This window comes from Marinobacter pelagius, assembly GCF_003315345.1.
Taxonomy (GTDB): Bacteria; Pseudomonadota; Gammaproteobacteria; order Pseudomonadales; family Oleiphilaceae; genus Marinobacter; species Marinobacter pelagius_A.
Genome location: NZ_QNRO01000010.1, coordinates 65,910 through 91,122, shown reverse-complemented (window position 1 = coordinate 91,122; position 25,213 = coordinate 65,910). Strand labels below are relative to the sequence as shown.

Sequence of the window (25,213 nt, the reverse complement as noted above, 5' to 3'; positions counted from 1 at the left end):
AATTTGGTACGGATTGGATTAATTTTAAACCATCGGCTGAATCCATACGGCGCCCGAAAGAATAAAACCAGAAACGGGCTCAGGAGACATCAATGGACACTCAATGCAGGTCCGGAGAAGAGGGGCCCGTGCCCTTTCGCAGCAGTCGTTTCTTCTGCGTCGGGAGCAAGTGGTACTTCACCACGCGAGAGGGATTTGACAGTGGCCCCTTCAGTTCTCGGGAGAGGGCTGAAATTGGCCTGAAGCGGTTTTTGCACGTGGTCCGGATGCTTCCGGAAGAGCAGAAACTGCACTGACCCGCGCCTGGCCCTTGCCTGTCAGATAATGATGGGCATCAGCCAGCGGTCAATGGCGTAGAGGCAGCCGAGGGCCATGAAGCCGGCCACCACGTCATCAACCATGATGCCCAGACCGCCTGGCAGGCGTTCGTCCAGCCAGCCGATGGGCCACGGCTTGACGACGTCAAACAGCCGGAACAGGGCAAAGGCCATGAGCACGCCGTAGATCTGGTCCGGGAACAGGCCCAGAGCTATCCACATACCGACAAACTCATCCCAGACAATGCCGCCATGGTCGTGGACCTTCAGGTCCGACGCCGTTTTCCCGCATAACCAGATCCCGACCAGAAAGGCCAGAGCAACCACGGCCCAGTAGACCGCTCCGGGAAGCCAGGCAATCCCGTACCACAGCGGGATGGCAGCCAGGCTGCCCCAGGTTCCGGGAGCCCGGGCGGCTGCGCCACTGCCGAAGCCGAACGCCAGCAGGTGCACCGGATTCTTCAGGAATCCCGGTGGCAGGAGCGCCTGGGTCAGTTCCGGTTCTCCAAGATCCTGCTCACGACTCATGAATTACTCCCGAAATGATCGAAGCCCTGCGGGCCCGAATTCGCAACCGCACCATTGTCAAAACGGATGCCCGCTTCACCGTCGATACGCCCAATCACCGTCAACTGGTTCTTTACCCCCTCGGGCAGCGTGGCCCAACGTTCCTCACTGACAGTAATACAAAGCTCGTAATCGTCGCCGGAGGACAATGCCAGGTGTGGAGCACCCTCACCGGTACACCTCTTCAGTGGCCCGGATAACGGCAGCAACGACGTATTGAGTGTCGCGCCGACACCGGAGCACTCGAGGATGTGGCCGAGATCGGCACTCAGGCCATCGGAGATATCAATGCAGGCGGAGGCGAACCCTCGCAGGGCCTGGCCCAGCTCTAACCTGGGAAGAGGATGATGGTACCGCTCCAGCAGGGCACGCTCATCGTCATTCGGCTCCGGTACGTCAAGATAGTTCAGGGCGGCGCCGGCATCGCCCAGGGTTCCGGAAACCGCCACCAGATCATTGACCTTTGCGCCGGAGCGCATCAGCCCCTGCCCTTTCGGAACCGTTCCGTGAACCTGTATGGAGATGGTCAGCGGGCCGCGGGTGGTATCGCCACCAGCCAGGGCCAGCCCGAACCGGGAAGCGGCCTGCGCCAGGCCACTGCCAAAACCTTCGAGCCAGCGTTCATTGGCCTCCGGCAGGGTCAGGGCGAGGGTAAAACAGACCGGGCTCGCGCCCATGGCCGCGAGATCACTGGCGGCCGCAGCCAGCGCCCGCCAGGCGGTGTACTCGGGCCGGTAGCCCCGCGGGAAGTGAACGCCTTCTACCTGGGTGTCCACCGAGAACACCAGGTCCTGATCCACAGGAACGCGCTGGATTGCGCAGTCATCTCCCAGAGCCAGCAACAGGTCCGGATGGCCCTGCTGTTCAGCGACCGGCAGGAAATAACGACGGATCAGGTCAAACTCACCCATTACTCAGCGCGGACGTGTCTCGGCCAGGCGAAGACGGCGGCTGAGCTTGTCGAGGATGCTGTTAACAAACTTGTGACCTTCGGTACCTCCGAAGCGTTTGGCCAGCTCGATCCCCTCGTTGATCACAACCCGGTAGGGAACGTCCAGCCGGTTCTTGAGCTCGTAGGCGCCCAGACGGACGATGGCCAGTTCAATGGGGTCCACCTCGGCCAGGGGGCGGTCGAGGAACGGTTCCAGCAAGCCATCGAGCTCGCCCTGCTCCCGATGCACGCCGCGCAGCAGATCCCGGAAGTACAGCAGATCCACCTTGCTCATGTCGTTGTCGATCATGAACTCGGCTTCGATGTCGGAGATCGAACTCTTGCTGAAGTGGCGCTGATACAGACCCTGCATCGCCAGCACCCGGGCACGGCGGCGATCGCCGGCCTTGGGTTGCCCGGAGGCAGGCTGCTGAGGGGTGGTGCCGTCAGTTTCGCTCATTACTCACCCAGCTTCTTGAACAGGCTGACCATTTCCAGCGCGGTGATAGCCGCTTCGGCGCCTTTGTTGCCGGCCTTGGTGCCGGAGCGCTCGATGGCCTGCTCGATGGAATCCACGGTCAGGACGCCAAAGGTTACCGGAACATCGGTATCCAGACTGACCGCGCCCAGACCACTGGAGGCCTCACCGGCCACGTATTCGAAATGCGGGGTGCCACCGCGGATGACCGCGCCCAGGGCGATGATGGCGTCATATTCGCTGGTCTCGGCCACTCGCTTGACCGCCAGCGGCATCTCGTAGGCGCCCGGCACCCGGATAATGGCGATGTCGTCATCGGAAATGCCGTGCCGGCGCAGGGTATCGATCGCGCCTTCAACCAGGCTTTCCACCACGAAACCGTTAAAACGACCCACGACCAGGGCGTAACGGCCGCTGCACTGGGTAAAATCACCTTCAATTACTTTGATATCTGCCATCGATGGCTCCTTCACTGGCCGTCCGGCTGCTGGACGGCCGGGTTTCTCATTCGGGGGTGTAGGGAACGTACTCCACCACTTCCAGATCAAAGCCGGAAATGGCGGAAAACTTGATGGGCGGGCTCAGCAGGCGCATCTTGCCAACACCGATATCCCGCAGGATCTGCGACCCGGTTCCCACCGTGAAATAAACGCCGGAACTGCCCTTGCCGGCAGATTTCTGGCCTTCGTCGAAGAACTCGTGAATCCGGTCCTCGAGGTTATAGCTGTCTTCCGCACTGTTGAGCAGCACCACGACACCACGGCCCTCGCTGGCAACCTTTTCCAGGGCATGGTGCAACGGCCAGCTCCGGGAATCCTTGCGGCGCGCACCCAGCAGGTCACGCAGGGTGTCCGTGATGTGGACCCGTACAAACGCCGGCTCCTCCGGGGTAATATCACCCATGACCATGGCCAGGTGGGTGGCACCCTGGATGTTGTCCCGGTAGGTGCGCAGGTTGAACAGACCGTACTCGGTGTCGAGTTCGTTTTCCTCAACACACTCGATGGTCCGCTCATTCATGGTGCGGTAATGGATCAGGTCGGCGATGGTGCCGATCTTGAGATCATGCTCCTCGGCGAAGCGCTCCAGATCTTCCCGGCGGGCCATGGAGCCGTCGTCGTTCATGATCTCGCAGATCACACCAGCCGGCTCGCATCCGGCCAGCGCGGCCAGGTCACAGGAGGCTTCGGTGTGGCCGGCACGGCTGAGCACACCGCCGGGATCGGACATCAGCGGGAAAATATGTCCCGGCTGGACCAGATCGGACGCCTTGGCATCCCTCGCCACCGCAGCCTGCACGGTGCGGGCGCGATCGGCGGCGGAAATGCCGGTGGTCACACCTTCCCTGGCTTCAATGGACAGGGTGAACTTGGTACCGAACCCGGAGGCATTCTGCTGGACCATGAGGGGCAGGCCCAACTGCTCGCAGCGATCGCGGGTCATGGGCATGCAGATCAGGCCCCGGCCGAACCGGGCCATGAAGTTGATGGCTTCCGGCGTGCAGTGCTCGGCGGCCATCACCAGGTCACCTTCGTTTTCCCGGTCCTCATCATCCATCAGGATGACCATCTTGCCCTGACGGATATCTTCGATGATTTCTTCAATGCTGTTCAGTGCCATACGGTGTCGCACCCTTGTGGCTTCCCGGCAGACATCCACCCTGCCCGGGCCATGAATTTAGTGAATTAGCGTGGAGTCAGGATCAGGCGCTGATCCTCTCCAACCTGGCGCCGGTCCAGTACGTTCCATTGTACCTTGTCCGCCATGGTTTCCAGTGGCAGGTTTGCCGTCGGTCGCCCGGTACTACCGAGAAATACCGGTGCCTGGTAAAGCCAGAGTTCATCCACCAGGTTTTCGCTGATGAACGTGCCGGCCAGGGTCGGCCCGGCCTCCACCAGCAGCTCGTTGATCCCCAGTTCGCCCAGTGAATCCAGCAGCTCGGCCACGTCCACACCGTTGTCCTTCCAGGCCACGCCGGTGAGGCTGATCCCCAGTGCCGCGAGATCCTGGGCAGGCGCTGATGGCAGGGCAGACGAGGCGCAAAACAGCTGGACATTGCCACCCCTAAGGATGGTGGCTGAGGGCGGTGTACGGGCATCCCGGTCCGCGATCACCCGAAGCGGCTGGCGTGAGGGCTCGGTTGCATCACCGATGTCGCCCAATTCCTCCCGACGTACGGTCATGGAAGGATCATCCGCCAGCACCGTGCCCACACCAGTCAGGATGGCATCGCTCATGGCCCGCAGGCGCTGGACATCACGCCTTGATTCCGGGCCGGTGATCCACTGGCTCTCGCCGGAGGCCATGGCAGTTCGGCCGTCGAGACTGGCTGCCATCTTCAGACGCACCCAGGGGCGCCCGGTGTTCATTCGCTTCATGAAGCCCGGGTTCAGGCGGACGGCTTCATCTGCCAGCAAACCTTCCGTGACCTTGATGCCGGCCTCCCGGAGCATATCCAGGCCGCGCCCCGAAACCGACGGGTTGGGATCCTTTGTGGCGGCAAAAACACGACTCACCCCAGCCTCGATCAGCGCACGCGCACAAGGCGGTGTCCGACCGAAGTGACTGCACGGCTCCAGGGTCACGTAGGCGGTTGCATCCCGTGCCTCGGCACCGGCCTGGCTCAGCGCCCGGATCTCGGCGTGGGCCTCGCCGGCTCGCTCATGCCAGCCCTCACCCACGATACGATCACCCTGGGCAATGACACAGCCAACGCGCGGATTCGGGTGGGTGGAGTACCGCCCCCGCCAGGCCAGCTGGACGGCGCGGGCCATCATCGCCCTGTCACGGACGTCGATCATGACTTGCCTTTCCGGGTTTGGTTGTCCGCCAGTGCCTTGGCCACGTCCACGGCATTCTCGCCGTTGTTGGCCGACAACCGCTCGATCTCTTCCTTGAACTCGTTGATGTCCTGAAAACTGCGATAAACCGAGGCAAAGCGGACATAGGCCACCTTGTCCAGCTGACGCAACTCGGTCATCACCTCTTCACCCAGCTGCATGGATTTCACTTCCCGCTCGCCGGTGGCCCGCAGGCGGTACTTGATCCGGTTCAGGGCCGCGTCGATCTCCTCGATACTGACCGGCCGCTTCTCCAGCGCCTTCATGAGACCGGCCCGCAACTTGTCCTCGTCAAACGGCTGACGGGTCCCGTCCTGTTTGACCACGCGGGGCATGACCAACTCGGCGGTTTCGAAAGTCGTGAAGCGCTCATGGCAGGACAGGCACTCCCTGCGGCGGCGCACCTGATCCCCCTCGGCCACCAGCCGAGAGTCAATCACCTTGGTATCTGCTTCACCACAGAAAGGACAATGCATAATCGGGAACTCCGGAGAGGAGCCGGACCGGCAATCAGTTGACCGGTCCGGCGGGGTCTTGCCTGAAGTTTAGCCGTAGACCGGGAAGCGGGCGCACAGGGCTTCGACCTGCTCGCGCACCCGGGCGTTGACGGACTCGTCTTCCAGGTTGTCGAGGATGTCGCACATCCAGCCAGCCAGGTCACGGCACTCGGACTCGCCGAAGCCACGGGTGGTCACGGCCGGGGTGCCGATCCGCAGACCGGAAGTGACGAACGGGGAACGCGGATCGTTCGGGACCGCGTTCTTGTTGACGGTGATGTGGGCACGGCCCAGGGCCGCATCCGCATCCTTACCGGTGATGTCCTGCTTGATCAGGCTGACCAGGAACAGGTGGTTTTTGGTGCCGCCGGAAACCACGTCATAGCCACGCTCGATGAACACGTCTGCCATGGCAGCGGCGTTCTTGACCACCTGCTGCTGATAGGCCTTGAACTCGTCGCTCATGGCTTCCTTGAAGCACACGGCCTTGGCGGCAATCACGTGCATCAGCGGGCCGCCCTGGCCGCCCGGGAACACGGCAGAGTTCAGCTTCTTCTGCAGGTCTTCGTCGTCACAGGCCAGGATCAGGCCGCCACGGGGACCGCGCAGGGTCTTGTGGGTAGTAGTTGCCACCACGTGGGCGTGGGGCACCGGGTCCGGGTAAACGCCAGCGGCAACCAGGCCGGCCACGTGGGCCATGTCCACGAACAGGTAGGCACCGACCTTGTCCGCGATGGTGCGGAAGCGGGCAAAATCCAGCTCCTGGGAGTAGGCTGAGAAGCCCGCAATGATCATTTTCGGCTTGTGCTCAACAGCCAGCTGCTCGACCTCGTCGTAGTCGATCAGGCCGGTTTCGTTGTTGATGCCATACTGCACGGCGTTGTAGATCTTGCCGGAGAAGTTGACGCTGGCACCATGGGTCAGGTGACCACCGTGGGCCAGGCTCATTCCCAGCACGGTATCGCCCGGCTTGAGCAGGGCCATGAACACCGCGGAGTTGGCCTGGGAACCGGAGTGCGGCTGCACGTTGGCATAGGCGGCACCAAACAGTTCCTTGGCACGTTCGATGGCCAGCACTTCGGCCTTGTCGACAAATTCGCAGCCACCGTAGTAGCGCTTGCCGGGATAGCCTTCAGCGTATTTGTTGGTCAGCACACTGCCCTGGGCTTCCATCACCCGCGGGCTGGTATAGTTCTCGGATGCGATCAGCTCGATGTGCGCTTCCTGACGCTTGCGCTCCTCTTCCATCGCGGTCCAGAGTTCGTCGTCGTAGCCGGCGATTTTCATATCACGATTAAACATGGATGTGCTGCCTCTGTGTGCTTTGCTGGCCCGGCGCCCTGCCCGCGAGGACAAAACGCCGGTGGCCCGGAAAAATTGGGTCGCTATTCTATCTTGAAAACGGGTGAAAAATCATCCTTTAAACCGTCCGCAGATACCGTCACATCGCAATCTTCGGTTTTCCGTCAATTGCCATAGCGAGCCTGTTTCGCTACCTTACGTGGCTAATCTGCAAGTAGCTTTTTATTACCTCCGAATTTAACAGAGGACACAGCCAGTTATGGCCCAGTACGTATACACCATGAACCGCGTGGGCAAGGTGGTTCCGCCCAAGCGTGAAATCCTCAAGGACATTTCCCTGAGCTTCTTCCCGGGCGCCAAGATCGGCGTACTGGGCCTGAACGGTGCCGGTAAATCCACCCTGCTGCGTATTATGGCCGGCGTGGACCAGGATTACATCGGGGAAGCCCGCCCCCAGCCTGGCATCAACGTCGGCTACCTGCCCCAGGAGCCAGAGCTGGACGAAGACAAGACGGTCAAGGAAATCGTCGATGAGGCAGTTTCCGGTGTCCACGACGCCCTGGCGGAACTGGACCAGGTTTACGCTGCCTATGCCGAGCCGGATGCCGACTTTGACGCCCTGGCCAAGAAGCAGGGTGAACTGGAAGCTTACATCCAGGCCACCGATGGCCACGACATCGAGCGCAAGATGGAAGTCGCCGCCGATGCGTTGCGTCTCCCGCCCTGGGATCAGAAAGTGAGCGTTCTCTCCGGTGGTGAGCGCCGCCGGGTGGCCCTGTGCCGCCTGCTGCTGTCCGGCCCGGACATGTTGCTGCTGGACGAGCCCACCAACCACCTGGACGCCGAATCCGTGGCTTGGCTGGAGCGCTTCCTGCACGACTACGAAGGCACCGTGGTAGCCATTACCCACGACCGTTACTTCCTGGACAACGTCGCCGGCTGGATCCTGGAACTGGACCGTGGCCACGGCATTCCGTTCGAGGGCAACTACAGCCAGTGGCTGGAAAACAAGGAGAAGCGGCTGGAGATGGAAGCCAAGCAGGAGGCGTCCCACCAGAAGGCCATCAAGCAGGAGCTGGAGTGGGTCCGCAGTAATACCAAGGGCCGCCAGTCCAAGAGCAAGGCCCGTCTGGCCCGCTTCGAGGAGATGAGCTCCCAGGAATTCCAGAAGCGCAACGAGACCAACGAGCTTTATATTCCGCCCGGACCACGCCTGGGCAACAAGGTGATCGAGGTGGAGGGCATCAGCAAGTCCTTCGGTGACCGCCTGTTGTACGAAGACGTCTCCTTCAGCGTACCGCCGGGCGCCATTGTCGGCATTATCGGCGGTAACGGTGCCGGTAAGTCCACGCTGTTCAAGTTGATCGCGGGCTATGACAAACCCGATTCTGGCGACATCACCCTCGGTGAGACGGTGGACATCGCCTACGTCGACCAGATGCGTGACCTGGACGGCAGCAAGACCGTCTGGGAAGAGCTCTCCGACGGCCAGGACATTATCAAGGTCGGCAACTACGAGACCCCGTCCCGCGCCTACGTGGGCCGCTTCAACTTCAAGGGCAGCGACCAGCAGAAGCGGGTCGGCGACCTGTCCGGTGGCGAGCGCAACCGCCTGCACCTGGCCAAGCTGCTGAAACAGGGCGGCAACGTGCTGCTGCTGGATGAGCCCACCAACGACCTGGACGTGGAAACCCTCCGCGCCCTGGAAGAGGCCCTGCTGAACTTCCCGGGCTCGGCGCTGGTGATCTCGCACGACCGCTGGTTCCTGGACCGGGTGGCCACGCACATCCTGGCATTCGAGGATGATGGTGAAGTGGTCTACTTCGAAGGCAACTTCAGCGAGTACGACGAAGACTTCAAGAAGCGCAAGGGCGATTCCGCGATGCAGCCCAAGCGGATGAAGTACAAGAAGCTGGCGTAATGGCCAAAGCAAAAACCGCCTTTGTTTGCACGGAATGCGGCGCCGATTATTCCAAGTGGCAGGGCCAGTGCACCGCGTGTCAGGCGTGGAACACCATCAGCGAAGTGCGCGGCGTGAGCAGCAATGCCAAGGGCGCCCGGGGCGCCCGGTTCGAGGGTTTTGCCGGCAGTCTGTCGGAGGTCCAGAGCCTGGATGAGGTCAGCCTGGCCGAGCAGCCACGGACCAGTTCGGGCATGCAGGAGTTCGACCGGGTCCTTGGCGGCGGTCTGGTGGAAGGTTCGGCGGTGCTCATGGGTGGCCACCCCGGTGCGGGCAAGAGTACCTTGCTGCTGCAGGCGGTCTGTCACCTGGCCGAGAGCGTTCCCGCCCTCTATGTCACCGGCGAGGAGTCCCTGCAACAGGTGGCCATGCGCGCCAAGCGCCTGGGCCTGCCCACAAGGGACCTGAAGATGCTGTCGGAAACCAGCGTCGAGCGGGTCATGCAGGTGGCCGAGGCGGAAAAGCCGAAAATCCTGGTAGTGGACAGTATCCAGGTCATGCATGTTGCCGACATCGAGTCAGCCCCGGGCTCGGTGTCACAGGTCCGGGAGAGCGCCGCGTTTCTGACCCGCTTTGCCAAGCAGACCGGCACCATCCTGTTCCTGGTCGGGCACGTCACCAAGGACGGCAGCCTGGCAGGCCCCAAGGTTCTCGAGCACATGATTGACTGCTCGATCCTTCTCGAAGGCTCCAGCGACAGCCGGTATCGCACCCTGCGCGGCATCAAGAACCGCTTCGGCGCGGTGAACGAGCTGGGCGTGTTCGCCATGCTGGAACAGGGCCTGAAAGAGGTGAAGAACCCCAGCGCCATCTTCCTGAACCGGGGCGAGGAGGCCGCGCCCGGCAGTGTGGTCATGGTGGTCTGGGAAGGCACCCGGCCCATGCTGGTGGAAATCCAGGCACTGGTGGACATGGCCCAGGGCGGTTATCCCCGAAGGGTTGCCGTCGGCCTGGACCAGAACCGGCTGGCCATGTTGCTGGCTGTGCTCCATCGGCACGGCGGCATGCACGTGTCGGATCAGGATGTCTTCGTCAATGTGGTGGGCGGCGTGAAGGTCAACGAAACCAGCGCCGATCTGGCGCTTCTGGCAGCCATTGTCTCCTCCTTCCGCGACCGCGCCCTGCCCCAGGATCTGGTGATTTTCGGGGAGGTCGGGCTATCTGGCGAGATTCGGCCGGTGCCCAGCGGGCAGGAGCGGATTTACGAGGCTGCCAAGCATGGGTTTACCCGTGCCCTGGTGCCCAAGGCCAACGTGCCGCGCAAGCCGGTTGAGGGGATGAAGGTGGTGCCGGTAGCCAAGCTGAGTGATGCACTGGCGGCGCTGGAAGAGTTTTAGGCGTGAAAGAGGGGTCAGATGAAAGCTTTCATCTGACCCCGGAGCTTGGCCGAGTTTTTGGCGTGTGACCATGGGGTCTGATGAAAGCTTTCATCTGACCCCGTTTTTATCTCTCGACCAACCGGGCAAATTCCCGCTGCAGCAGCGCCGGATCCCCGAGATTCAGCTCCACCAGCCGCTTGAGATGGGTGGCGCTCTCCAGATCAATGTACTGGCAACTGAACCCCAGGCGCTCCTCGTCCACATGCTTCAACTCCACCGCCATGACGATCGCCGCCGAATGATCGTCCAGGTGTATCACCACCTCACAGGGCTGCCGGAGCGGCGCTGACCAGCCTTCCGGCCGCTTCACCAGCACTCCCCTCATGGAAATATCCAGAACCTCGGTGCGCCAGAAGTTGTCCTGCCAGTGCAGCTCACAGGGGGCGTCGAATTCGATGCGCTGGAATCGGCGTTTGTCTTGGACGTGTGCGGACAAGCGGTTACTCCTGTTGTCGGTTTTTTATATGACCATAGTCCGGACAGGATAAACCGGCCAGTAATCGGAGTGAAATGGGGAAATGCAGCTTGGCTTGACGGGGTGAACACGGGGTCAGATGAAAGCTTTCATCTGACCCCTTTTTCTATGACCAGGCAGGCTCTTACCGGTGGTATTCCGGACTCAACTCGACCACCGCCTCGATAAAGGCACCGGCATGCTCCGGATCCACATCCGGGGTGATGCCATGGCCCAGGTTGAAGATATGGCCGGTCCCGGAACCAAAGCGGCGCAGGATGTCCGCCACTTCCTGACGGATGCGCTCTTTCGGGGCATACAGCATGGCCGGATCCATATTGCCCTGCAGGGCGACGCGGTCGCCAATCCGGGCACGGGCATTGCCGATATCGGTGGTCCAGTCCAGACCCACTGCGTCACATCCTGAATCGGCAATGGTTTCCAGCCATTGACCACCGTTCTTGGTGAACAGGATCACCGGCACCCGCCGACCATCACTCTCGCGGATCAGGCCGTCGACAATCTTCTTCATGTAGCGGAGGGAGAATTCCTCGTAGGCCCAGCTGCTCAGCACGCCGCCCCAGGTGTCGAAGATCTGTACCGCCTGGGCACCGGCCTTGATCTGACCGTTGAGGTAGTCGATCACGGCGTTCGCCAAATGATCCAGCAGGCGATGCATCACCTCCGGCTGGCCATACATGAGCTTCTTGGCCTCGCGGAAATCCTTCGACGAGCCACCCTCGATCATGTAGGTCGCCAGGGTCCAGGGGCTTCCGGAGAACCCGATCAACGGTACCCGCCCGCCAAGGGCGGAGCGAATCGTGGACACGGCGTTCATGACGTAGTCCAGGTCCACCTCTGCGTTTATTGCGGGCAGCGCATCGACATCCGCCGCCGAACGGATCGTGTGCTTGAACTTGGGCCCTTCACCGGTCTCGAAATACAGACCGAGCCCGAGCGCATCCGGAATGGTCAGGATGTCGGAGAACAGGATGGCAGCGTCCAGCGGGAAGCGCTCGAGGGGTTGCAGAGTGACCTCACAGGCCAGCTCGGTGTTCTTGCACAGACTCAGGAAATCACCGGCCTTGGCCCGGGTGGCGCGGTACTCCGGCAGATAGCGGCCGGCCTGGCGCATCATCCACACCGGGGTACGGTCTACGGGCTGGCGCATCAGGGCACGCAGGAAACGGTCATTTTTCAGCTCGGTCATGGGAACTCCTGGCCTGGGTATTAAATTTTCTGGGGTGCAATGATACGCGGTTTGGGGGAATTGGGAAGGCGTGGACAAGGGGTCTGAAGAAAGCTTTCTTCTGACCCCGGGTTCGGGAATTCGGGAGTCGGCGTGAAAAAGGGGTCAGATGAAAGCTTTCATCTGACCCCGACTTGGACTCTGGCTTCGGGATTTGGCGCTAACTCGGGGTCAGAAGAAGGTTTTCTTCAGACCCCTGGGGCTAGGACCCGGGCTGATGTCTCAGACGTCCAGGTAGTCGAGGATGCCCTCTGCTGCCTGGCGCCCTTCCCAGATGGCGGTGACCACCAGGTCGGAGCCCCTGACCATGTCGCCGCCGGCGAAGATCTTCGGATTGCTGGTCTGGAAGGCGAACTCCGACTCTTCCGGTGCGGTGACGCGGCCGGAGTCGTCGGTATCGATCTTCTGCTCATCGAACCAGTCAGCCGGGCTGGGGCGGAAGCCGAAGGCGACCAGGACGGCGTCCGCGGGAATCACCTCCTCACTGCCCGGAACCACTTCCGGGCGGCGACGGCCATTCTCGTCCGGCTCGCCGAGCTGGGTCTGGACCACTTTCACGCCTTCCACACGATCTTCACCAATGATCGCGATGGGCTGACGGTTGAACAGGAACTTCACGCCCTCTTCCTTGGCGTTGGCTACCTCGCGGCGGGAACCGGGCATGTTGGCCTCGTCCCGGCGATAGGCGCAGGTCACGCTCTCCGCCTGCTGACGGATGGAAGTGCGGTTGCAGTCCATGGCGGTGTCACCACCACCGAGCACAACGACCCGCTTTCCCTTCATGTCGATGAAGTCTGCCGGATCCTTCTCGAAACCGAGGCGGCGGTTGACGTTGGACACCAGGAACGGCAGGGCATCATAAACGCCCGGCAGGTTCTCGCCCGGGAAACCGCCCTTCATGTAGGTATAGGTGCCCATGCCCATGAACACGGCATCGAATTCATCGATGATGTCCTTGAGCTGCACGTCCTTGCCCACTTCGGTGGCCAGGCGGAATTCCACGCCCATTTCCTGGAAGACTTCGCGGCGACGGGACATCACGGACTTCTCGAGCTTGAACTCGGGGATACCGAAGGTCAGCAGGCCACCGATTTCCGGGTAGCGGTCGAACACTACCGGCTTAACGCCATTACGGACCAGGATGTCCGCACAGCCCAGACCGGCAGGACCAGCGCCGATCACCGCAACCTTCTTGTCGGCCCACTTCACCCGGGACATATCGGGCTTCCAGCCCAGGGCAAAGGCGGTATCGGTGATGTACTTCTCCACGGAACCGATGGTCACGGCGCCGAAACCGTCATTGAGTGTACAGGCGCCCTCGCAGAGACGGTCCTGCGGGCAGACCCGGCCACATACTTCCGGCAGCGAGTTGGTCTGATGACACAGCTCCACCGCCCTCATGATGTTGCCCTCGGAAACCAGCTTCAGCCAGTTGGGGATGTAGTTGTGTACCGGGCACTTCCACTCACAGTATGGATTGCCACACTCAAGGCAGCGATGGGCCTGGGTCGCGGCATTATCCGCGGTGAACGGGTGATAGATTTCACCAAACTCTTTCTTCCGCTTTTTGGCCGGGACCTTCTTGGGATCGATCCGTCCAACTTCGACAAACTGGAAGTCGTTACTCAGTCGCTCTTTCATCATGATGCTCTCATCAGCTCAATTTCGACCGGGGTGTCGGACCCGCCGCACACCCCCAAACCTCTTCGAACCGGGCGGTTACTCCGGGCGTGCCCGGGTACTGGCCAGCAGGCTGCGCAGGTTGGCAGCCTTGGGCTTGACCAGCCAGAAACGGCCGATGTAGTCGTCGAAATTCTCAAGAATGTGCTCCGCCCACTCGCTGCCGGTCTCCGCGATGTGCTCACGGATAACACCACGCAGGTGGTTGCGGTAGGACTCCATGTCCTCGCTGGAAATACGCTGGATCTCTACCAGTTCGTGGTTGTACTTGTCCACGAAGGCATTGTGCTGGTCCAGTACGTAGGCAAAACCACCGGTCATGCCGGCACCGAAGTTATGCCCGGTGTTACCCAGCACAGTCACCAGACCGCCCGTCATGTATTCACAGCAGTGATCACCGGCACCTTCGACCACCGCGTGGGCACCGGAGTTACGGACCGCGAAACGCTCACCGGCGGTACCCGCTGCAAACAGTTTGCCACCGGTGGCACCGTACAGACAGGTGTTGCCCATGATGGAGGTTTCCTGGCTCTTGAAACCGCTGTTACGGGGCGGCTTGATGACCAGCTTGCCACCGGTCATGCCCTTGCCCACGTAATCGTTGGCATCACCCTCGAGGATCAGGTTCAGGCCACCCACGTTCCAGACCCCGAAACTCTGGCCTGCGGTACCGGTAAGATCCAGGGTGATCGGAGCATCCACCATGCCCTGGTTGCCATGCCGCTCGGCGATCTCGCCGGACAGGCGGGCACCGATGGAGCGGTCACAGTTGGTGACCTTATAGGACCAAGCGCCACCGGACTTGTTCTCGATGGCAGTCGCCGTGTCCTTGACCATCTGCTCAGCCAGAGTGCCCCGGTCGAACGGCTCGTTCCGCTCCACCTGGCAGGTCTGGGGCTTGTCCGCCGGAATGCTGTCGTTCTCCAGCAGACGGGTCAGGTCCAGCTTCTTCTGGCGCTCGGTATCACCCGGCAGACGCTCCAGCAGGTCCACGCGGCCCACCAGTTCTTCCAGGCTGCGAACGCCCAGTTTGGCCATCCATTCCCGGGTCTCTTCCGCCACAAAGCGGAAGAAGTTCATCGCCATTTCCACCGTGCCCTTGAAGTGCTCTTCGCGCAGGTGATCGTTCTGGGTGGCGACACCGGTGGCACAGTTGTTCAGGTGACAGATCCGCAGGTACTTACAGCCCAGCGCCACCATCGGCGTGGTACCGAAGCCGAAGCTCTCGGCACCGAGGATGGCGCCTTTGACCACGTCCAGGCCGGTCTTGATACCGCCGTCAGTCTGCAGGCGGATCTTGCCGCGCAGGTCGTTGGCGCGCAGGGCCTGCTGGGTTTCGGTCAGGCCCAGCTCCCAGGGGGAGCCGGCATAACGGATGGACGTCAGCGGGCTGGCCGCGGTACCACCGTCGTAACCGGAGACTGTAATCAGGTCGGCGTAGGCTTTGGCCACACCGGCCGCGATGGTGCCAACACCCGGCTCGGACACCAGCTTCACCGAAACCAGCGCCTTCGGATTGACCTGCTTGAGGTCAAAGATCAGCTGTGCCAGATCCTCGATGGAGTAGATATCGTGGTGCGGCGGCGGCGAAATCAGGGTGACGCCCGGCACGGAGTACCGCAGGCGGGCAATCAGGTCGTTGACCTTGCCGCCCGGTAGCTGGCCGCCCTCACCGGGCTTGGCGCCCTGGGCCACCTTGATCTGCATGACATCGGCGCTACGCAGGTACTCGGCGGTTACACCAAAGCGGCCAGACGCCACCTGCTTGATCTTGGAACGCTTCTCGGTGCCGTAACGGGCCGGATCTTCACCGCCCTCACCGGAGTTGGAGCGACCGCCCAGGGTGTTCATGGCTACTGCCAGGGCTTCGTGCGCCTCCGGAGACAGAGCCCCCAGGGACATCGCTGCGGAATCGAAACGCGTGAAGATATTCTCCACCGGCTCGACTTCGGAAATATCAATCGGCTTGAGATCCTGACGGAAGCCAAGCAGGTCCCGGAGGGTTGCCACCGGACGCTCGTTAACCAGGCCGGCATACTCCTTGTAATGACCGTAATCACCGCTGGTTACCGCTTCCTGTAGCTTGCCGACCACGTCCGGATTGAAGGCGTGGTATTCCTGGCCGTGAACATACTTGAGCAGGCCGCCCTGGGAAACCGGCTTGCGGGCCTTCCAGGCAACGGATGCCAGCTTCTCCTGGTCTTCCTGGAAATCGATGAAGCCTGCACCCTGGATACGACTGGGGACGCCTCTGAAGCAAAGATCCACGACGTCGTCTGCCAGACCAATAGCTTCGAACAACTGGGCGCCACGATAGGACGTAATGGTGGAGATCCCCATCTTGGACAGGATCTTCAGCAGGCCCTTATTGATGCCCTTGCGGTAGTTATTCTTGGCATCGATCGGATCGATCACCACTTCGCCGGTGCGAATCAGATCGTTCAGCACCTGGTAGGACAGGTACGGATAAACGGCGGTGGCACCGAAGCCGAACAGCACGGCGAAATGATGGGGATCCCGCGCCCAGCCGGTTTCAACGATGATATTGGAATCACAACGCAGACCCTTGCGGACCAGGTGATGATGGACCGCACCAGTGGCCATCAGGGCATTCACCGGCAACTCGCCTTCTTTCAGATCCTTGTCGGTCAGGATCAGCAGGATCTTGCCGTCACGTACCGCCTGCTCCGCGCGATCACAGACATCACGAATCGCCTGTTCCAGGCCGAGTTCCGGCCGGTAGCTCATGGGAATCCGCGCCACCTCGAATCCGGGGCGGTCGTTGTTGCTGATGCGGAGGAACTTGGCCGGAGACAGCACCGGCGTGGTCAGGATGATCCGGTCCGCATGCTCCGCAGTTTCCTCAAAGACGTTACGCTCGGCCCCGAGACAGGTCTCGAGAGACATGACAATGGATTCACGCAGCGGGTCAATCGGCGGGTTGGTCACCTGGGCAAACTTCTGGCGGAAATAATCCGCCACATGGCGCACCTTGCTGGAAAGCACGGCCATGGGAGTGTCGTCCCCCATGGAGCCGACCGCTTCCTGGCCATTCTCTGCCAGCGGCCGGAGTACCTGGTCGCGCTCCTCGAAGGAGACGTTGAACATCTTCTGGTGCACCAGGAGCTCGTCGGAATCCATCAGCTTGAATTCCGGGGTGTCCTGGTTGAGCGTGGTCTCGACACGAAGCGCATTTTCACGCAACCAACGTTTGTACGGCTGGGCGGTTTTCAGGCGCTGGTCGATGTCCCTGGTATGCAACACCTCACCGGACTCGGTATCGATCGCCAGCATCTGGCCAGGACCGACCCGACCCTTGGCAACCACATCATCCGGCTCATAGCCGTAGGTGCCGATCTCGGAAGCCAGGGTAATGAAATCGTCCTTGGTAATGACCCAACGCGCCGGGCGAAGGCCGTTGCGGTCGAGCATGCACACAGCATAACGGCCGTCGGACATAACCAGGCCCGCAGGACCGTCCCAGGGCTCCATGTGCATGGAGTTGTACTCATAGAACGCCCGCAACTCGGAATCCATGGTGTCGACATTCTGCCAGGCGGGCGGAATCATCATGCGCACGGCACGGAACAGATCGACGCCACCGGCCAGCAGCACTTCCAGCATGTTGTCCATGCTGGAAGAGTCGGAGCCGGTCAGGTTAACCAGCGGCTGCAGAGTCTGCAGATCCGGCAGTTCCGGCGAGCTGAACTTGGCCGCCCGGGCAATCGCCCAGTTCCGGTTGCCGTCGATGGTGTTGATTTCACCGTTGTGGGCCAGATAGCGGAAGGGCTGCGCCAGCGGCCACCTGGGCATGGTATTGGTAGAAAAGCGCTGGTGGAACACACAAATGGCCGTCTGCAGGTCCGGGTCGCCCAGATCCTTGTAGAAGTTCGCCAGATCCGCCGGCATCATCAGGCCCTTGTAGGCCAGGGTACGATGCGAAAGACTGCAGATATAGAACTCTGGATCATCAGCCATATCGCTCTCGGCGTGGCGTCGGCCGATAAACAGGCTGATTGCGAACTCTTTCTCGGCCTTTCCCGCCGGAACCACGAAAACCTGCTCGATTCGGGGCAGGCAATCCAGCGCCATGGGGCCAAGGCAGCTGTCATCAACGGGCACTTCCCGCCAGCCCATCACTTCCAGGCCCTGCTCTGTCAGGCGCTTCTCAAGCGCCGCGCGACCCGCCGCGGCCTTGTTTTCATCCGGGTTCAGGAAAACCTGACCCACAGCAAACAGGTCTCCCGGCTCCTTGCCGAAAGCCGCCTTCGCCGCTTTCTTCAGAAATGCATCGGGGCTCTGGATCAGGAGGCCACAACCATCGCCGGTCTTTCCGTCTGCAGCGATACCACCTCGGTGGGTCATGCAGGTCAGCGACTCGATGGCAGTTTGCAGCAACTTGTGGGAGGCCTCGCCCTTCATGTGGGCAATCAGACCGAATCCACAGTTGTCCCTGAATTCATCGGGGTGATACAAACCTGTCATCATAAGCGTTCTCTCGCGTAGAAATGCTTTTCAATCAGAAACTTGCGCACCAAGATGGTGCATAAATGTACTGACACTGAAAAAAGGGGCCGGCTATTTTACACACGTAGAACTACGTATTCAAACCAGCCTAAAGTTTAGGGGAGAGCAAAGCCATTGCAATAGCTCAATAAGCTTTATCTTATATGAATTTTTTTCGACTCCAGGACGGTGCCTACTCCGGAGCCGACCGGGTCAGTGACAGAAGGCGTCGAGAGTTGCTGCCAGGCTTTCTTTCCGGGCATCGGCAGTCACAAACGCATCACCGATACTGCGCAACAAAACCAGACGGAGTGCGCCATCGACATTTTTCTTGTCGACCGCCATCAGTCGCATGAAGTCCTCCGGAGTCATGGCTTCCGGAGGCATTTTCGGCAGCCCGGCGCGCAGGATGATATCAACTGCCCGACGATAGTCTTCACCGGAAATCATTCCCTCCCGGGTCGACAGGTCCGCGGCCATGATCATGCCGGTACCTACCGCCTCGCCATGGAGCCAGATTCCGTAACCCGCAAAGGTCTCGATGGCGTGCCCAAAGGTATGCCCAAGATTGAGGATGGCCCGCAGCCCCCCTTCCCGCTCATCAAGAGCCACGACCTCCGCCTTGCAGGCACAGGAACGATAGATGGCTTCGGCGAGCGCGCCGGCTTCCAGCCCCACCAGCGCATCCATATTGTCTTCGAGCCAGGCAAGAAACTCTGTATCCCGGATAAGGCCGTACTTGATCACTTCCGCCAGCCCCGCTGACACCTCCCGGGGTGGCAGGGTTTGCAGAGTGTCGGTGTCGATCAACACCACCTGGGGCTGATGAAAGGCCCCGATCATGTTCTTGCCAAGCGGATGATTTATACCGGTCTTGCCGCCGACAGAGGAATCAACCTGGGACAACAGCGTGGTAGGCACCTGGATAAAAGGCACCCCCCTCTGGTAACAGGCAGCCGCAAATCCGGCCATATCACCGATAACACCACCGCCCAAGGCCACCAGCGTGGTCTTCCGGCTGTGCCGCTGCTCCAGCAGGGCATCGAAAATGCGGTTGAGAGTCTGCCAGTCCTTGAATTTCTCCCCGTCCGGAAGCACGACGGTATCGACCTGCTTGCCCGGAAAACTGTTGCGGATCTTGTCCAGGTACAGGGGAGCCACGGTATCGTTGGTTACGATCATGACCTGGGAGCCGGCGACGTAAGAGGACAGATCGGTGTTACCCAGCAACCCTGAACCGATGATGATCGGATAGCTTCGCTCACCCAGATCAACGGTGAGTTCCCGGAATATCTCAGACATGGTTACGACCTTCCTTACGCACCTGGCGCCGATGCCGTGGCGTTCTCGGGTTAATACGATTGATCAGTTGCCTGACCACAAGGCGGGGGCTTTTCCGGTCCGTGTACATGACCACGTCAGCGAGCTGCCGGTAAATCGGGTCCCGGATTTCAAACAACTTGCGCAAGACCGCCTCGGGATCATCATTCTGCAACAGCGGGCGATTCCTGTCCTTGCGGGTTCGCTCAACCTGCTGGTCGATCGAAGTCTTGAGATAGACCACGATGGAATCCCGTTTCAGCAAAGGATGATTCTCAGGACGCATTACCGCTCCCCCGCCCGTGGCAAGGACCGTCTGGGGCTCAGCGGACAGCTGCTCAAGCATGGCCGTTTCCCGCTGCCGGAAACCATCTTCGCCCTCAACATCAAAAATCCACGGGATATTGGCGCCGCACCGTTCTTCGATGATTCGGTCGGTATCGAGAAAACGGTAACCCAGCTCACGGGCCAACATGCGACCGATAGTACTTTTCCCGGCGCCCATCGGGCCAACCAGAACAATGCGTTTGGGCAAAGACATAACTTCCGCTCAACAGGTTTCAGGCGGGTGAGAATATCACAAAAAAAGCCGCCGGTTTTACGCGGCGGCTTCTGGCTTCAGCGGGACGGTTACCGGAGCAAATCGTTCTTGATGATTTTCGGCGTGATGAAAATCAACAGTTCGCTGCGCTCGTCGATATGCTCCGTCCGCTTGAACAGGCGGCCCACGTAGGGAATATCGCCCAGGAACGGGGTCTTGGTCACCTGGGTGGCCACTTCTGACTGGAAGATACCGCCGAGAACCACTGTTTCGCCGTTGCCAACCAGCACCTGAGTGGTGACCTCATTGGTGTTGATGGACGGGATACCGGCAGTGACCTCACCTCGGGAATCCTGATTCACCACCAGATCCATGATGATCTTGTCATCCGGCGTGATCTGCGGAGTCACTTCCAGGGACAGCACCGCTTCCTTGAAGGACACGGAGGTGGCGCCGCTGGAGGAAGCCTCCTGATAGGGAATTTCCTCACCGGACTTGATGGAGGCCGTTTGGCGATCGGCAGTCACGACACGCGGCTGGGAAACAACCTCGGCCTGACCGTCACTCTCCAGTGCAGACAGTTCCAGATCCACCAGGAAATCATCGCTGCCCCAGCCGATCGCAAAGGAGGAGGCGCCCTCGCCGGTCACGCCCAGGTCCACAGCAAGCGCACCCGGGAAGGTGATAGTGCTGTCGTTACCGGCTGCGGCATCACGGGCTTCCTGCAGGGTACCCTGGGAGCCGCCAACAGTGAACACGTTGTCACCGCTGACATCGTAAGCCGCGCCACCCCAACGGATACCCAGGTTCTCGGCAACGTTGGTTTGTGCACGAACAATCCGTGCTTCGATGGACACCTGGCGGACCGGTACATCCCAGGTGGAGACCAGGCGACGGATTTCCTCGAGCTTCTCGGAGGTCTCACGCACGCTGATGGTGTTGGTGCGCACATCCGAGGAGATGAAGCCACGATCGGAAATCAGCTCTTCGTCAGCCTTGATAAGCTCGACAATATCGGCGGCCTTGGCGTAGTTGACCTGGATAATATCCAGACGAACCGGCGCCAGCTCGGCGATCTGCTTGGAGGTTTCCAGTTCCAGCTTCTCACGGGCTGCAATTTCGTCGGCAGGGGCAACCAGCAGTACGTTCCCGATCTGGCGCTTGTCCAGGCCCTTGGTTTTCAGAATCAGATCCAGAGCCTGATCCCACGGCACGTTCTGAAGTCGCAGCGTAATGCTGCCGGTTACCGTGTCGCTGGCAACCAGGTTCAGACCGGTGAAATCGGCAATCAGCTGTAGCACCGAGCGCACTTCGATGTCCTGGAAGTTCAGGGACAGCTTTTCGCCGGTATACGGGAATTTCTCCTCACGACGGGCTTCCGCTTCCTGCTCGCTCAGTTTTTCCACACTGACGGTGAATTCACTGCCGGACTGGTAGGCGATGTAATCGTAGTTGCCCTCGGGCACGATCTCGACCACGGCACTGCCATCCTGGACATAGGTATCGATACGGTTTACCGGCGTCGCAAAATCCGTGACGTCCAGGCGACGGCGCAGATTTTCGGGAACAGTCAGCTCCGGCATGGTGAGGCGGATCTTGCCTCCCAGCTCAACCAGATCAACCGGGGTCGTGCTGGTTCCCAGATCGAGAACAACCCGGCCTTCGCCGTCTTTACCGCGCCGGAAATCGACTCCGGCCAGGGCATTGGTGTCTGTGGCCGGCTCGTTCCTCGCCGTTACCTGATCAGACGAACTGGCAGAGGCCGGTGCCATGCTTTCGCCGCCAATGGTCATCACCAGAGCGTTATCCTTGCGGACGGTGTCATAGGGCACCAGTTCAACAAGATTGAAAATCAATCGGGTCCGGTCGGGAGTTTCCACCACTGTCACACTCTGGGCATTGCCGCCCCCGAGCGGAATGCTGCGGCTATCCAGCCCGCTGGTGGTATCGCGCAGATCCACGGCGATCCGGGCCGGGCGCTCAATGGTGTAGCCGGTAGGCTCGGGCGGCTGCCCGTCAAACTGGAGGGTCACCTCCAACCGTTCTCCCGGAAGCGAGGAAAACGACACGTCCTCCAGCGTGACCGCGTTGGCCAGGCCGGACAACAACCCCAAAGCAATCACGCCGACGTATACATTGAGTTTTTTGAACATCGCTAGCCTCGACCCCAAACCTTTTTGTTCGTGCATGTTTCTTTCAATCTTCATATTTGCCGCTCCCTAGCCTTGTTCCTCGAACAGGGACAGGGAACGAGGACGCTCCACCCATCCGCCCGAGCCATTCGGAACGATTTCAATCAATTCGACGCGGCTCTCGCTGACACCCACAATACGGCCGTAGTTTTCGCCCATGTAATTGCCGGTGGTGACCCGATGAATGCCGCCTGTGTTATCCCGGATGAGAGCGAACAGATTACCCTCCGCTCCACGAAGCGTGCCGACCATGCTGAGTTCCTTGAGGTCAAAGTTCTCCAGAACTTCCCTCGGGCGATCCAGATTCGGCTCGACATCGCTGGCCGGCTGATCGTCAACCATAGTCAACTGGACATCCACCGGTGGCTCAAACGGAGCACGCCGATCCGCGGCTGAATAAGTAAACGCCTCATAGGCCTTGAATTCCGGCAGTGGCTCTACATGCCCCCGGGGCTTGGCCCGGGTTTCTGCCATGAATTGATCCAGATCCGAAAAACCGCTCTCCTGGGTACAGGCCGTCAGCAAGGACACCAGACACACTCCCAGCCAGGCCTTACCTGCATGCTTTGCTGCCATGCTTACTCTCCAGCCCGGTAGCGGTAAGTACGAGCGACAACCTGCATATCAAGCTGCTCTCCATCTCCGCCTGTTGGTTTGATGGTTAAATCGTGCAGTGTCACGATCCGTGGGAGGCTTGCAACACTGCTCACAAATGACGCCAACTCGTGATAGGTGCCGGAAACCCGGATGTTGATGGGCAACTCGGCATAGAAATCACGCTGCTGCTCCGGCTGCAGCTTGATTTCCTGCAACGACAGCCCGCTGCCAAGCGCGGTGTTGGTGATGTCCTCAAGCAGGCCGGGCACTTCGGTTTCACTGGGCAACTGACGCACCAGCGCGCCAAAGGTTTCCTCCATTTCAGCCATTTGTGCCTTGAACACGTCGAGGTTGGCTACCTGGTAGGCTTTTTCCTCGTATTTCTTTCGCAATTCCTGCTCGGTTTTCTGCACCCGCTCGAGCTGGGCATACTGATCCTTGATGAAAAACCAGTACCCGCCGCCGACGATCAGGCCGAACACGATCAGCGCAACAATGATCTTGACCGGTGTCGGCCAGATGCCGGCATTGTTGAGGTCCAGATCGTTGACATCGAATTCATTCAGGCTTTTGAGAGAGTCCGCGAGGCTCATTACTTATCCTCCCCTTCGGGCTCGGGGGTTTTCTGTTTCACAGACAGGTTGAACTGACTGTATCCGGCGCGGCGCTGGTCAGCAGCGGCAACGTTGGAGAGGTTTGGATCGGTGAACCAGTCTGACTTCTCGAAATCGCGCATGAGGGTGGAAATCCGGCTGTTGGACTCGGCCATACCGACAATCTGGATGTTATCGCCGGTTTTCTTCAGGTCCGTGTAGAAAAGACCGTCCGGGAGGGTTTGAACCAGTTCATCAAACACCCGAACAATCACCGGACGCTTGCCCTGAAGATCCTGGATAACCTGCATCCTTGCCAGCAGCTCGTCGCGCTTGCGCTTGAGGTTCTCGATTTCCTTGATCTGGGCATCCAGCTTCTTGGACGCTGTTTCTATGTAGGCGTTACGGGACTGCTGGTAGGCAATCCGGTTGTCCATGTCAGTCTTCCAGAGGAACACACTACCGGCGCCAATAATCGCTGCAGCCAGGATCATGGCCACAAACTGCTTCTGCTTCTCGGCGCGCAGCTCTTCCCGCCAGGGTCTGAGGTTAATCTTTGCCATCAGTCGAAGCTCCTCATTGCCAGGCCACACGCAATCATCAGTGAGGGCGCATCATTGCTGAGTGCCGATGCGTTTACCCGGGACCCCACGGCCATGTCGGCAAAGGGATTTGCCACCAATGCGGGCGTTCCGGTCTTCTCCTCCACCATCTCAATCAGGCCCTGGATCGACGCGGTGCCACCGGCAAGTACCACATAATCCACTGCGTTGTACTGACTGGCCCCGAAGAAGAACTGGAGCGCCCGGGCCACCTGCTGGACCACGGCTTCCCGGAACGGCGTCAGCACTTCGGATTCATAATCATCAGGCAGGCCGCCCTGTTTCTTGGCCAGACCGGCCTCCTCCAGGGACAGGCCGTAGCGGCGCTGAATTTCCTCGGTCAGCTGCTTGCCACCGAAAATCTGTTCGCGGGTGTACACCGTCACGCCGCCGGCAAGTACGCTCAGCGTGGTCATGGTCGCACCGATATCAACGATGGCAACCACCAACTCCTCACCCTGGGACTCAAGCTGGGGCTCGATCAGGGCGTAGGCGCGCTCCAGCGCATAGGCTTCCACGTCAACGATCTTGGTAGTGAGGCCGGCAATTTCCAGCGCATCTTCCCGGATATCGACGTTTTCCTTCCGGCAAGCTGCCAGCAATACATCAACCTGATCGGGATTGGTTTCTGATGGCCCCTGCACCTCGAAGTCGATCGCAACTTCATCCAGGGGATAGGGAATGTACTGGTCTGCCTCCAGTGCGATCTGGTCTTCCATCTCGAATTCATTGAGACCGCCGTCCATCTGGATCAGCTTGGTGATCACAGCAGAGCCGGAGACCGCAACCGCAACCTGTTTAAGACTGGTACGGGACTTGGATGCGACGCGTTTGAGAACTTCCCCGACCGCCTCGACATCCGTGATGTTTTTTTCTACCACGGCGTTAGCCGGCAATGGCTCCACCGCGTAGCTTTCAACCTTGTACCGGCCGCCCTGCTTCGACAGCTCCAGAAGTTTGACCGAGCTGGAGCTAACATCCACGCCCAGCACTGCACTGGATTTCTTTCCGAACAATCCGAACACGCGCTCACCCTATACCTGGTTACATGCACCCGGTTAAATAACTTATGTGTTTTTTATGTAAGAGAATTTCTTCTGCTTTCCGTCTACAATGCCTGTTCTTCTTTTTGAGATGCATTGCTTTACAGCGAAGTGAGTTACTCTTCCTAAAGCAATTTCTCAAATGATAGACCTATATCCAACTGT

The 25,213-nt window shown here is 60.1% G+C and carries 22 protein-coding genes; 3 read left to right on the top strand and 19 right to left on the bottom strand.

Annotated features, from left to right (window positions below; genetic code table 11):
* Positions 1 to 92 precede the first annotated feature (92 nt).
* Positions 93 to 296 carry a DUF6316 family protein gene (locus DET50_RS19495; RefSeq protein WP_092005718.1) on the top strand — a complete coding sequence of 68 codons (204 nt, stop codon included), beginning with the start codon at positions 93 to 95 and terminating at the stop codon, positions 294 to 296.
* Between the two features lie 21 nt (positions 297 to 317).
* Here the strand turns inward: DET50_RS19495 and DET50_RS10540 are convergent, their stop codons facing one another.
* The 8 genes from DET50_RS10540 to glyA form a co-directional block, all read right to left on the bottom strand.
* Positions 318 to 845 (bottom strand): phosphatidylglycerophosphatase A family protein, encoded by a 528-nt coding sequence (locus tag DET50_RS10540; protein ID WP_113862817.1) that lies wholly within the window; start codon positions 843 to 845, stop codon positions 318 to 320.
* Positions 842 to 1,795: a thiamine-phosphate kinase gene (gene thiL / locus DET50_RS10535; protein WP_113862816.1), complete on the bottom strand. Its 954-nt coding sequence runs from the start codon at positions 1,793 to 1,795 to the stop codon at positions 842 to 844. Before thiL ends, DET50_RS10540 begins: the two co-directional genes overlap by 4 nt.
* Before the next feature lie 3 nt (positions 1,796 to 1,798).
* Positions 1,799 to 2,275 (bottom strand): transcription antitermination factor NusB, encoded by a 477-nt coding sequence (gene nusB / locus DET50_RS10530; RefSeq protein ID WP_113862815.1) that lies wholly within the window; start codon positions 2,273 to 2,275, stop codon positions 1,799 to 1,801.
* Positions 2,275 to 2,751, bottom strand: a complete 477-nt coding sequence (gene ribH, locus DET50_RS10525; RefSeq protein ID WP_113862814.1) for a 6,7-dimethyl-8-ribityllumazine synthase — start codon at positions 2,749 to 2,751, stop codon at positions 2,275 to 2,277. Before ribH ends, nusB begins: the two co-directional genes overlap by 1 nt.
* Before the next feature lie 46 nt (positions 2,752 to 2,797).
* Positions 2,798 to 3,913 (bottom strand): bifunctional 3,4-dihydroxy-2-butanone-4-phosphate synthase/GTP cyclohydrolase II, encoded by a 1,116-nt coding sequence (ribBA, locus tag DET50_RS10520; RefSeq protein WP_113862813.1) that lies wholly within the window; start codon positions 3,911 to 3,913, stop codon positions 2,798 to 2,800.
* A gap of 65 nt (positions 3,914 to 3,978) precedes the next feature.
* The gene (gene ribD / locus DET50_RS10515) at positions 3,979 to 5,094 is read right to left on the bottom strand and encodes a bifunctional diaminohydroxyphosphoribosylaminopyrimidine deaminase/5-amino-6-(5-phosphoribosylamino)uracil reductase RibD (RefSeq protein ID WP_113862812.1); all 1,116 of its coding nucleotides are present in this window, start codon (positions 5,092 to 5,094) and stop codon (positions 3,979 to 3,981) included.
* Positions 5,091 to 5,609, bottom strand: a complete 519-nt coding sequence (gene nrdR / locus DET50_RS10510; protein ID WP_113862811.1) for a transcriptional regulator NrdR — start codon at positions 5,607 to 5,609, stop codon at positions 5,091 to 5,093. Before nrdR ends, ribD begins: the two co-directional genes overlap by 4 nt.
* Before the next feature lie 69 nt (positions 5,610 to 5,678).
* A complete protein-coding gene (gene glyA, locus DET50_RS10505) occupies positions 5,679 to 6,932 on the bottom strand; it encodes a serine hydroxymethyltransferase (RefSeq protein ID WP_113862810.1) in 1,254 nt (417 codons plus the stop codon).
* A 259-nt stretch (positions 6,933 to 7,191) separates the two neighbouring features.
* On the opposite strand from glyA, the gene ettA reads away from it, so the two are divergent.
* Both ettA and radA read left to right on the top strand, forming a co-directional pair.
* Positions 7,192 to 8,853, top strand: a complete 1,662-nt coding sequence (gene ettA, locus DET50_RS10500; protein ID WP_113862809.1) for an energy-dependent translational throttle protein EttA — start codon at positions 7,192 to 7,194, stop codon at positions 8,851 to 8,853.
* On the top strand, positions 8,853 to 10,229 hold the full coding sequence (gene radA, locus DET50_RS10495; RefSeq protein WP_113862808.1) for a DNA repair protein RadA: 1,377 nt from the start codon (positions 8,853 to 8,855) through the stop codon (positions 10,227 to 10,229). The genes ettA and radA overlap by 1 nt, the downstream gene beginning before the upstream one ends.
* Before the next feature lie 106 nt (positions 10,230 to 10,335).
* On the opposite strand, the gene DET50_RS10490 is transcribed toward radA, so the two are convergent.
* From DET50_RS10490 to DET50_RS10440, 11 genes are all read right to left on the bottom strand, one after another.
* Complete coding sequence (locus DET50_RS10490) at positions 10,336 to 10,707, bottom strand: PilZ domain-containing protein (RefSeq protein ID WP_113862807.1); 372 nt, start codon at positions 10,705 to 10,707, stop codon at positions 10,336 to 10,338.
* A 163-nt stretch (positions 10,708 to 10,870) separates the two neighbouring features.
* Positions 10,871 to 11,935 carry a uroporphyrinogen decarboxylase gene (gene hemE, locus DET50_RS10485; RefSeq protein ID WP_113862806.1) on the bottom strand — a complete coding sequence of 355 codons (1,065 nt, stop codon included), beginning with the start codon at positions 11,933 to 11,935 and terminating at the stop codon, positions 10,871 to 10,873.
* 261 nt (positions 11,936 to 12,196) lie between these two features.
* A complete protein-coding gene (locus DET50_RS10480; protein WP_113862857.1) occupies positions 12,197 to 13,615 on the bottom strand; it encodes an FAD-dependent oxidoreductase in 1,419 nt (472 codons plus the stop codon).
* A gap of 78 nt (positions 13,616 to 13,693) precedes the next feature.
* Positions 13,694 to 18,142 carry a glutamate synthase large subunit gene (gene gltB, locus DET50_RS10475; RefSeq protein ID WP_113862805.1) on the bottom strand — a complete coding sequence of 1,483 codons (4,449 nt, stop codon included), beginning with the start codon at positions 18,140 to 18,142 and terminating at the stop codon, positions 13,694 to 13,696.
* 231 nt (positions 18,143 to 18,373) lie between these two features.
* Positions 18,374 to 19,462 (bottom strand): 3-dehydroquinate synthase, encoded by a 1,089-nt coding sequence (aroB, locus tag DET50_RS10470; RefSeq protein WP_113862804.1) that lies wholly within the window; start codon positions 19,460 to 19,462, stop codon positions 18,374 to 18,376.
* Positions 19,455 to 20,021, bottom strand: coding sequence for a shikimate kinase AroK (gene aroK / locus DET50_RS10465; RefSeq protein ID WP_113862803.1), 567 nt, complete (start codon positions 20,019 to 20,021; stop codon positions 19,455 to 19,457). The genes aroB and aroK overlap by 8 nt, the downstream gene beginning before the upstream one ends.
* An 89-nt stretch (positions 20,022 to 20,110) precedes the next feature.
* Positions 20,111 to 22,174 carry a type IV pilus secretin PilQ gene (locus tag DET50_RS10460; protein WP_181799969.1) on the bottom strand — a complete coding sequence of 688 codons (2,064 nt, stop codon included), beginning with the start codon at positions 22,172 to 22,174 and terminating at the stop codon, positions 20,111 to 20,113.
* Positions 22,175 to 22,240: 66 nt separating this feature from the next.
* On the bottom strand, positions 22,241 to 22,789 hold the full coding sequence (locus DET50_RS10455) for a pilus assembly protein PilP (RefSeq protein ID WP_113862801.1): 549 nt from the start codon (positions 22,787 to 22,789) through the stop codon (positions 22,241 to 22,243).
* Between the two features lie 2 nt (positions 22,790 to 22,791).
* Positions 22,792 to 23,403, bottom strand: coding sequence for a type IV pilus inner membrane component PilO (locus tag DET50_RS10450; RefSeq protein WP_113862800.1), 612 nt, complete (start codon positions 23,401 to 23,403; stop codon positions 22,792 to 22,794).
* Positions 23,403 to 23,966: a PilN domain-containing protein gene (locus DET50_RS10445; RefSeq protein WP_113862799.1), complete on the bottom strand. Its 564-nt coding sequence runs from the start codon at positions 23,964 to 23,966 to the stop codon at positions 23,403 to 23,405. The genes DET50_RS10450 and DET50_RS10445 overlap by 1 nt, the downstream gene beginning before the upstream one ends.
* Positions 23,966 to 25,030 carry a pilus assembly protein PilM gene (locus tag DET50_RS10440; RefSeq protein WP_113862798.1) on the bottom strand — a complete coding sequence of 355 codons (1,065 nt, stop codon included), beginning with the start codon at positions 25,028 to 25,030 and terminating at the stop codon, positions 23,966 to 23,968. Before DET50_RS10440 ends, DET50_RS10445 begins: the two co-directional genes overlap by 1 nt.
* Positions 25,031 to 25,213 lie beyond the last annotated feature (183 nt).

Excerpts from the sequence above, each read along its gene's own strand:
- DET50_RS10445 (WP_113862799.1), bottom strand. The coding sequence starts at position 23,966 with ATGGCAAAGATTAACCTCAGACCCTGGCGGGAAGAGCTGCGCGCCGAG.
- DET50_RS10540 (WP_113862817.1), bottom strand. The coding sequence starts at position 845 with ATGAGTCGTGAGCAGGATCTTGGAGAACCGGAACTGACCCAGGCGCTC.
- nusB (WP_113862815.1), bottom strand. The coding sequence starts at position 2,275 with ATGAGCGAAACTGACGGCACCACCCCTCAGCAGCCTGCCTCCGGGCAA.
- ribBA (WP_113862813.1), bottom strand. The coding sequence starts at position 3,913 with ATGGCACTGAACAGCATTGAAGAAATCATCGAAGATATCCGTCAGGGC.
- gltB (WP_113862805.1), bottom strand. The coding sequence starts at position 18,142 with ATGATGACAGGTTTGTATCACCCCGATGAATTCAGGGACAACTGTGGA.
- ribH (WP_113862814.1), bottom strand. The coding sequence starts at position 2,751 with ATGGCAGATATCAAAGTAATTGAAGGTGATTTTACCCAGTGCAGCGGC.
- DET50_RS19495 (WP_092005718.1), top strand. The coding sequence starts at position 93 with ATGGACACTCAATGCAGGTCCGGAGAAGAGGGGCCCGTGCCCTTTCGC.
- glyA (WP_113862810.1), bottom strand. The coding sequence starts at position 6,932 with ATGTTTAATCGTGATATGAAAATCGCCGGCTACGACGACGAACTCTGG.
- ribD (WP_113862812.1), bottom strand. The coding sequence starts at position 5,094 with ATGATCGACGTCCGTGACAGGGCGATGATGGCCCGCGCCGTCCAGCTG.
- aroK (WP_113862803.1), bottom strand. The coding sequence starts at position 20,021 with ATGTCTTTGCCCAAACGCATTGTTCTGGTTGGCCCGATGGGCGCCGGG.
- radA (WP_113862808.1), top strand. The coding sequence starts at position 8,853 with ATGGCCAAAGCAAAAACCGCCTTTGTTTGCACGGAATGCGGCGCCGAT.
- ettA (WP_113862809.1), top strand. The coding sequence starts at position 7,192 with ATGGCCCAGTACGTATACACCATGAACCGCGTGGGCAAGGTGGTTCCG.
- DET50_RS10455 (WP_113862801.1), bottom strand. The coding sequence starts at position 22,789 with ATGGCAGCAAAGCATGCAGGTAAGGCCTGGCTGGGAGTGTGTCTGGTG.
- hemE (WP_113862806.1), bottom strand. The coding sequence starts at position 11,935 with ATGACCGAGCTGAAAAATGACCGTTTCCTGCGTGCCCTGATGCGCCAG.
- DET50_RS10460 (WP_181799969.1), bottom strand. The coding sequence starts at position 22,174 with ATGTTCAAAAAACTCAATGTATACGTCGGCGTGATTGCTTTGGGGTTG.
- nrdR (WP_113862811.1), bottom strand. The coding sequence starts at position 5,609 with ATGCATTGTCCTTTCTGTGGTGAAGCAGATACCAAGGTGATTGACTCT.
- aroB (WP_113862804.1), bottom strand. The coding sequence starts at position 19,462 with ATGTCTGAGATATTCCGGGAACTCACCGTTGATCTGGGTGAGCGAAGC.
- DET50_RS10480 (WP_113862857.1), bottom strand. The coding sequence starts at position 13,615 with ATGAAAGAGCGACTGAGTAACGACTTCCAGTTTGTCGAAGTTGGACGG.
- thiL (WP_113862816.1), bottom strand. The coding sequence starts at position 1,795 with ATGGGTGAGTTTGACCTGATCCGTCGTTATTTCCTGCCGGTCGCTGAA.
- DET50_RS10450 (WP_113862800.1), bottom strand. The coding sequence starts at position 23,403 with ATGAGCCTCGCGGACTCTCTCAAAAGCCTGAATGAATTCGATGTCAAC.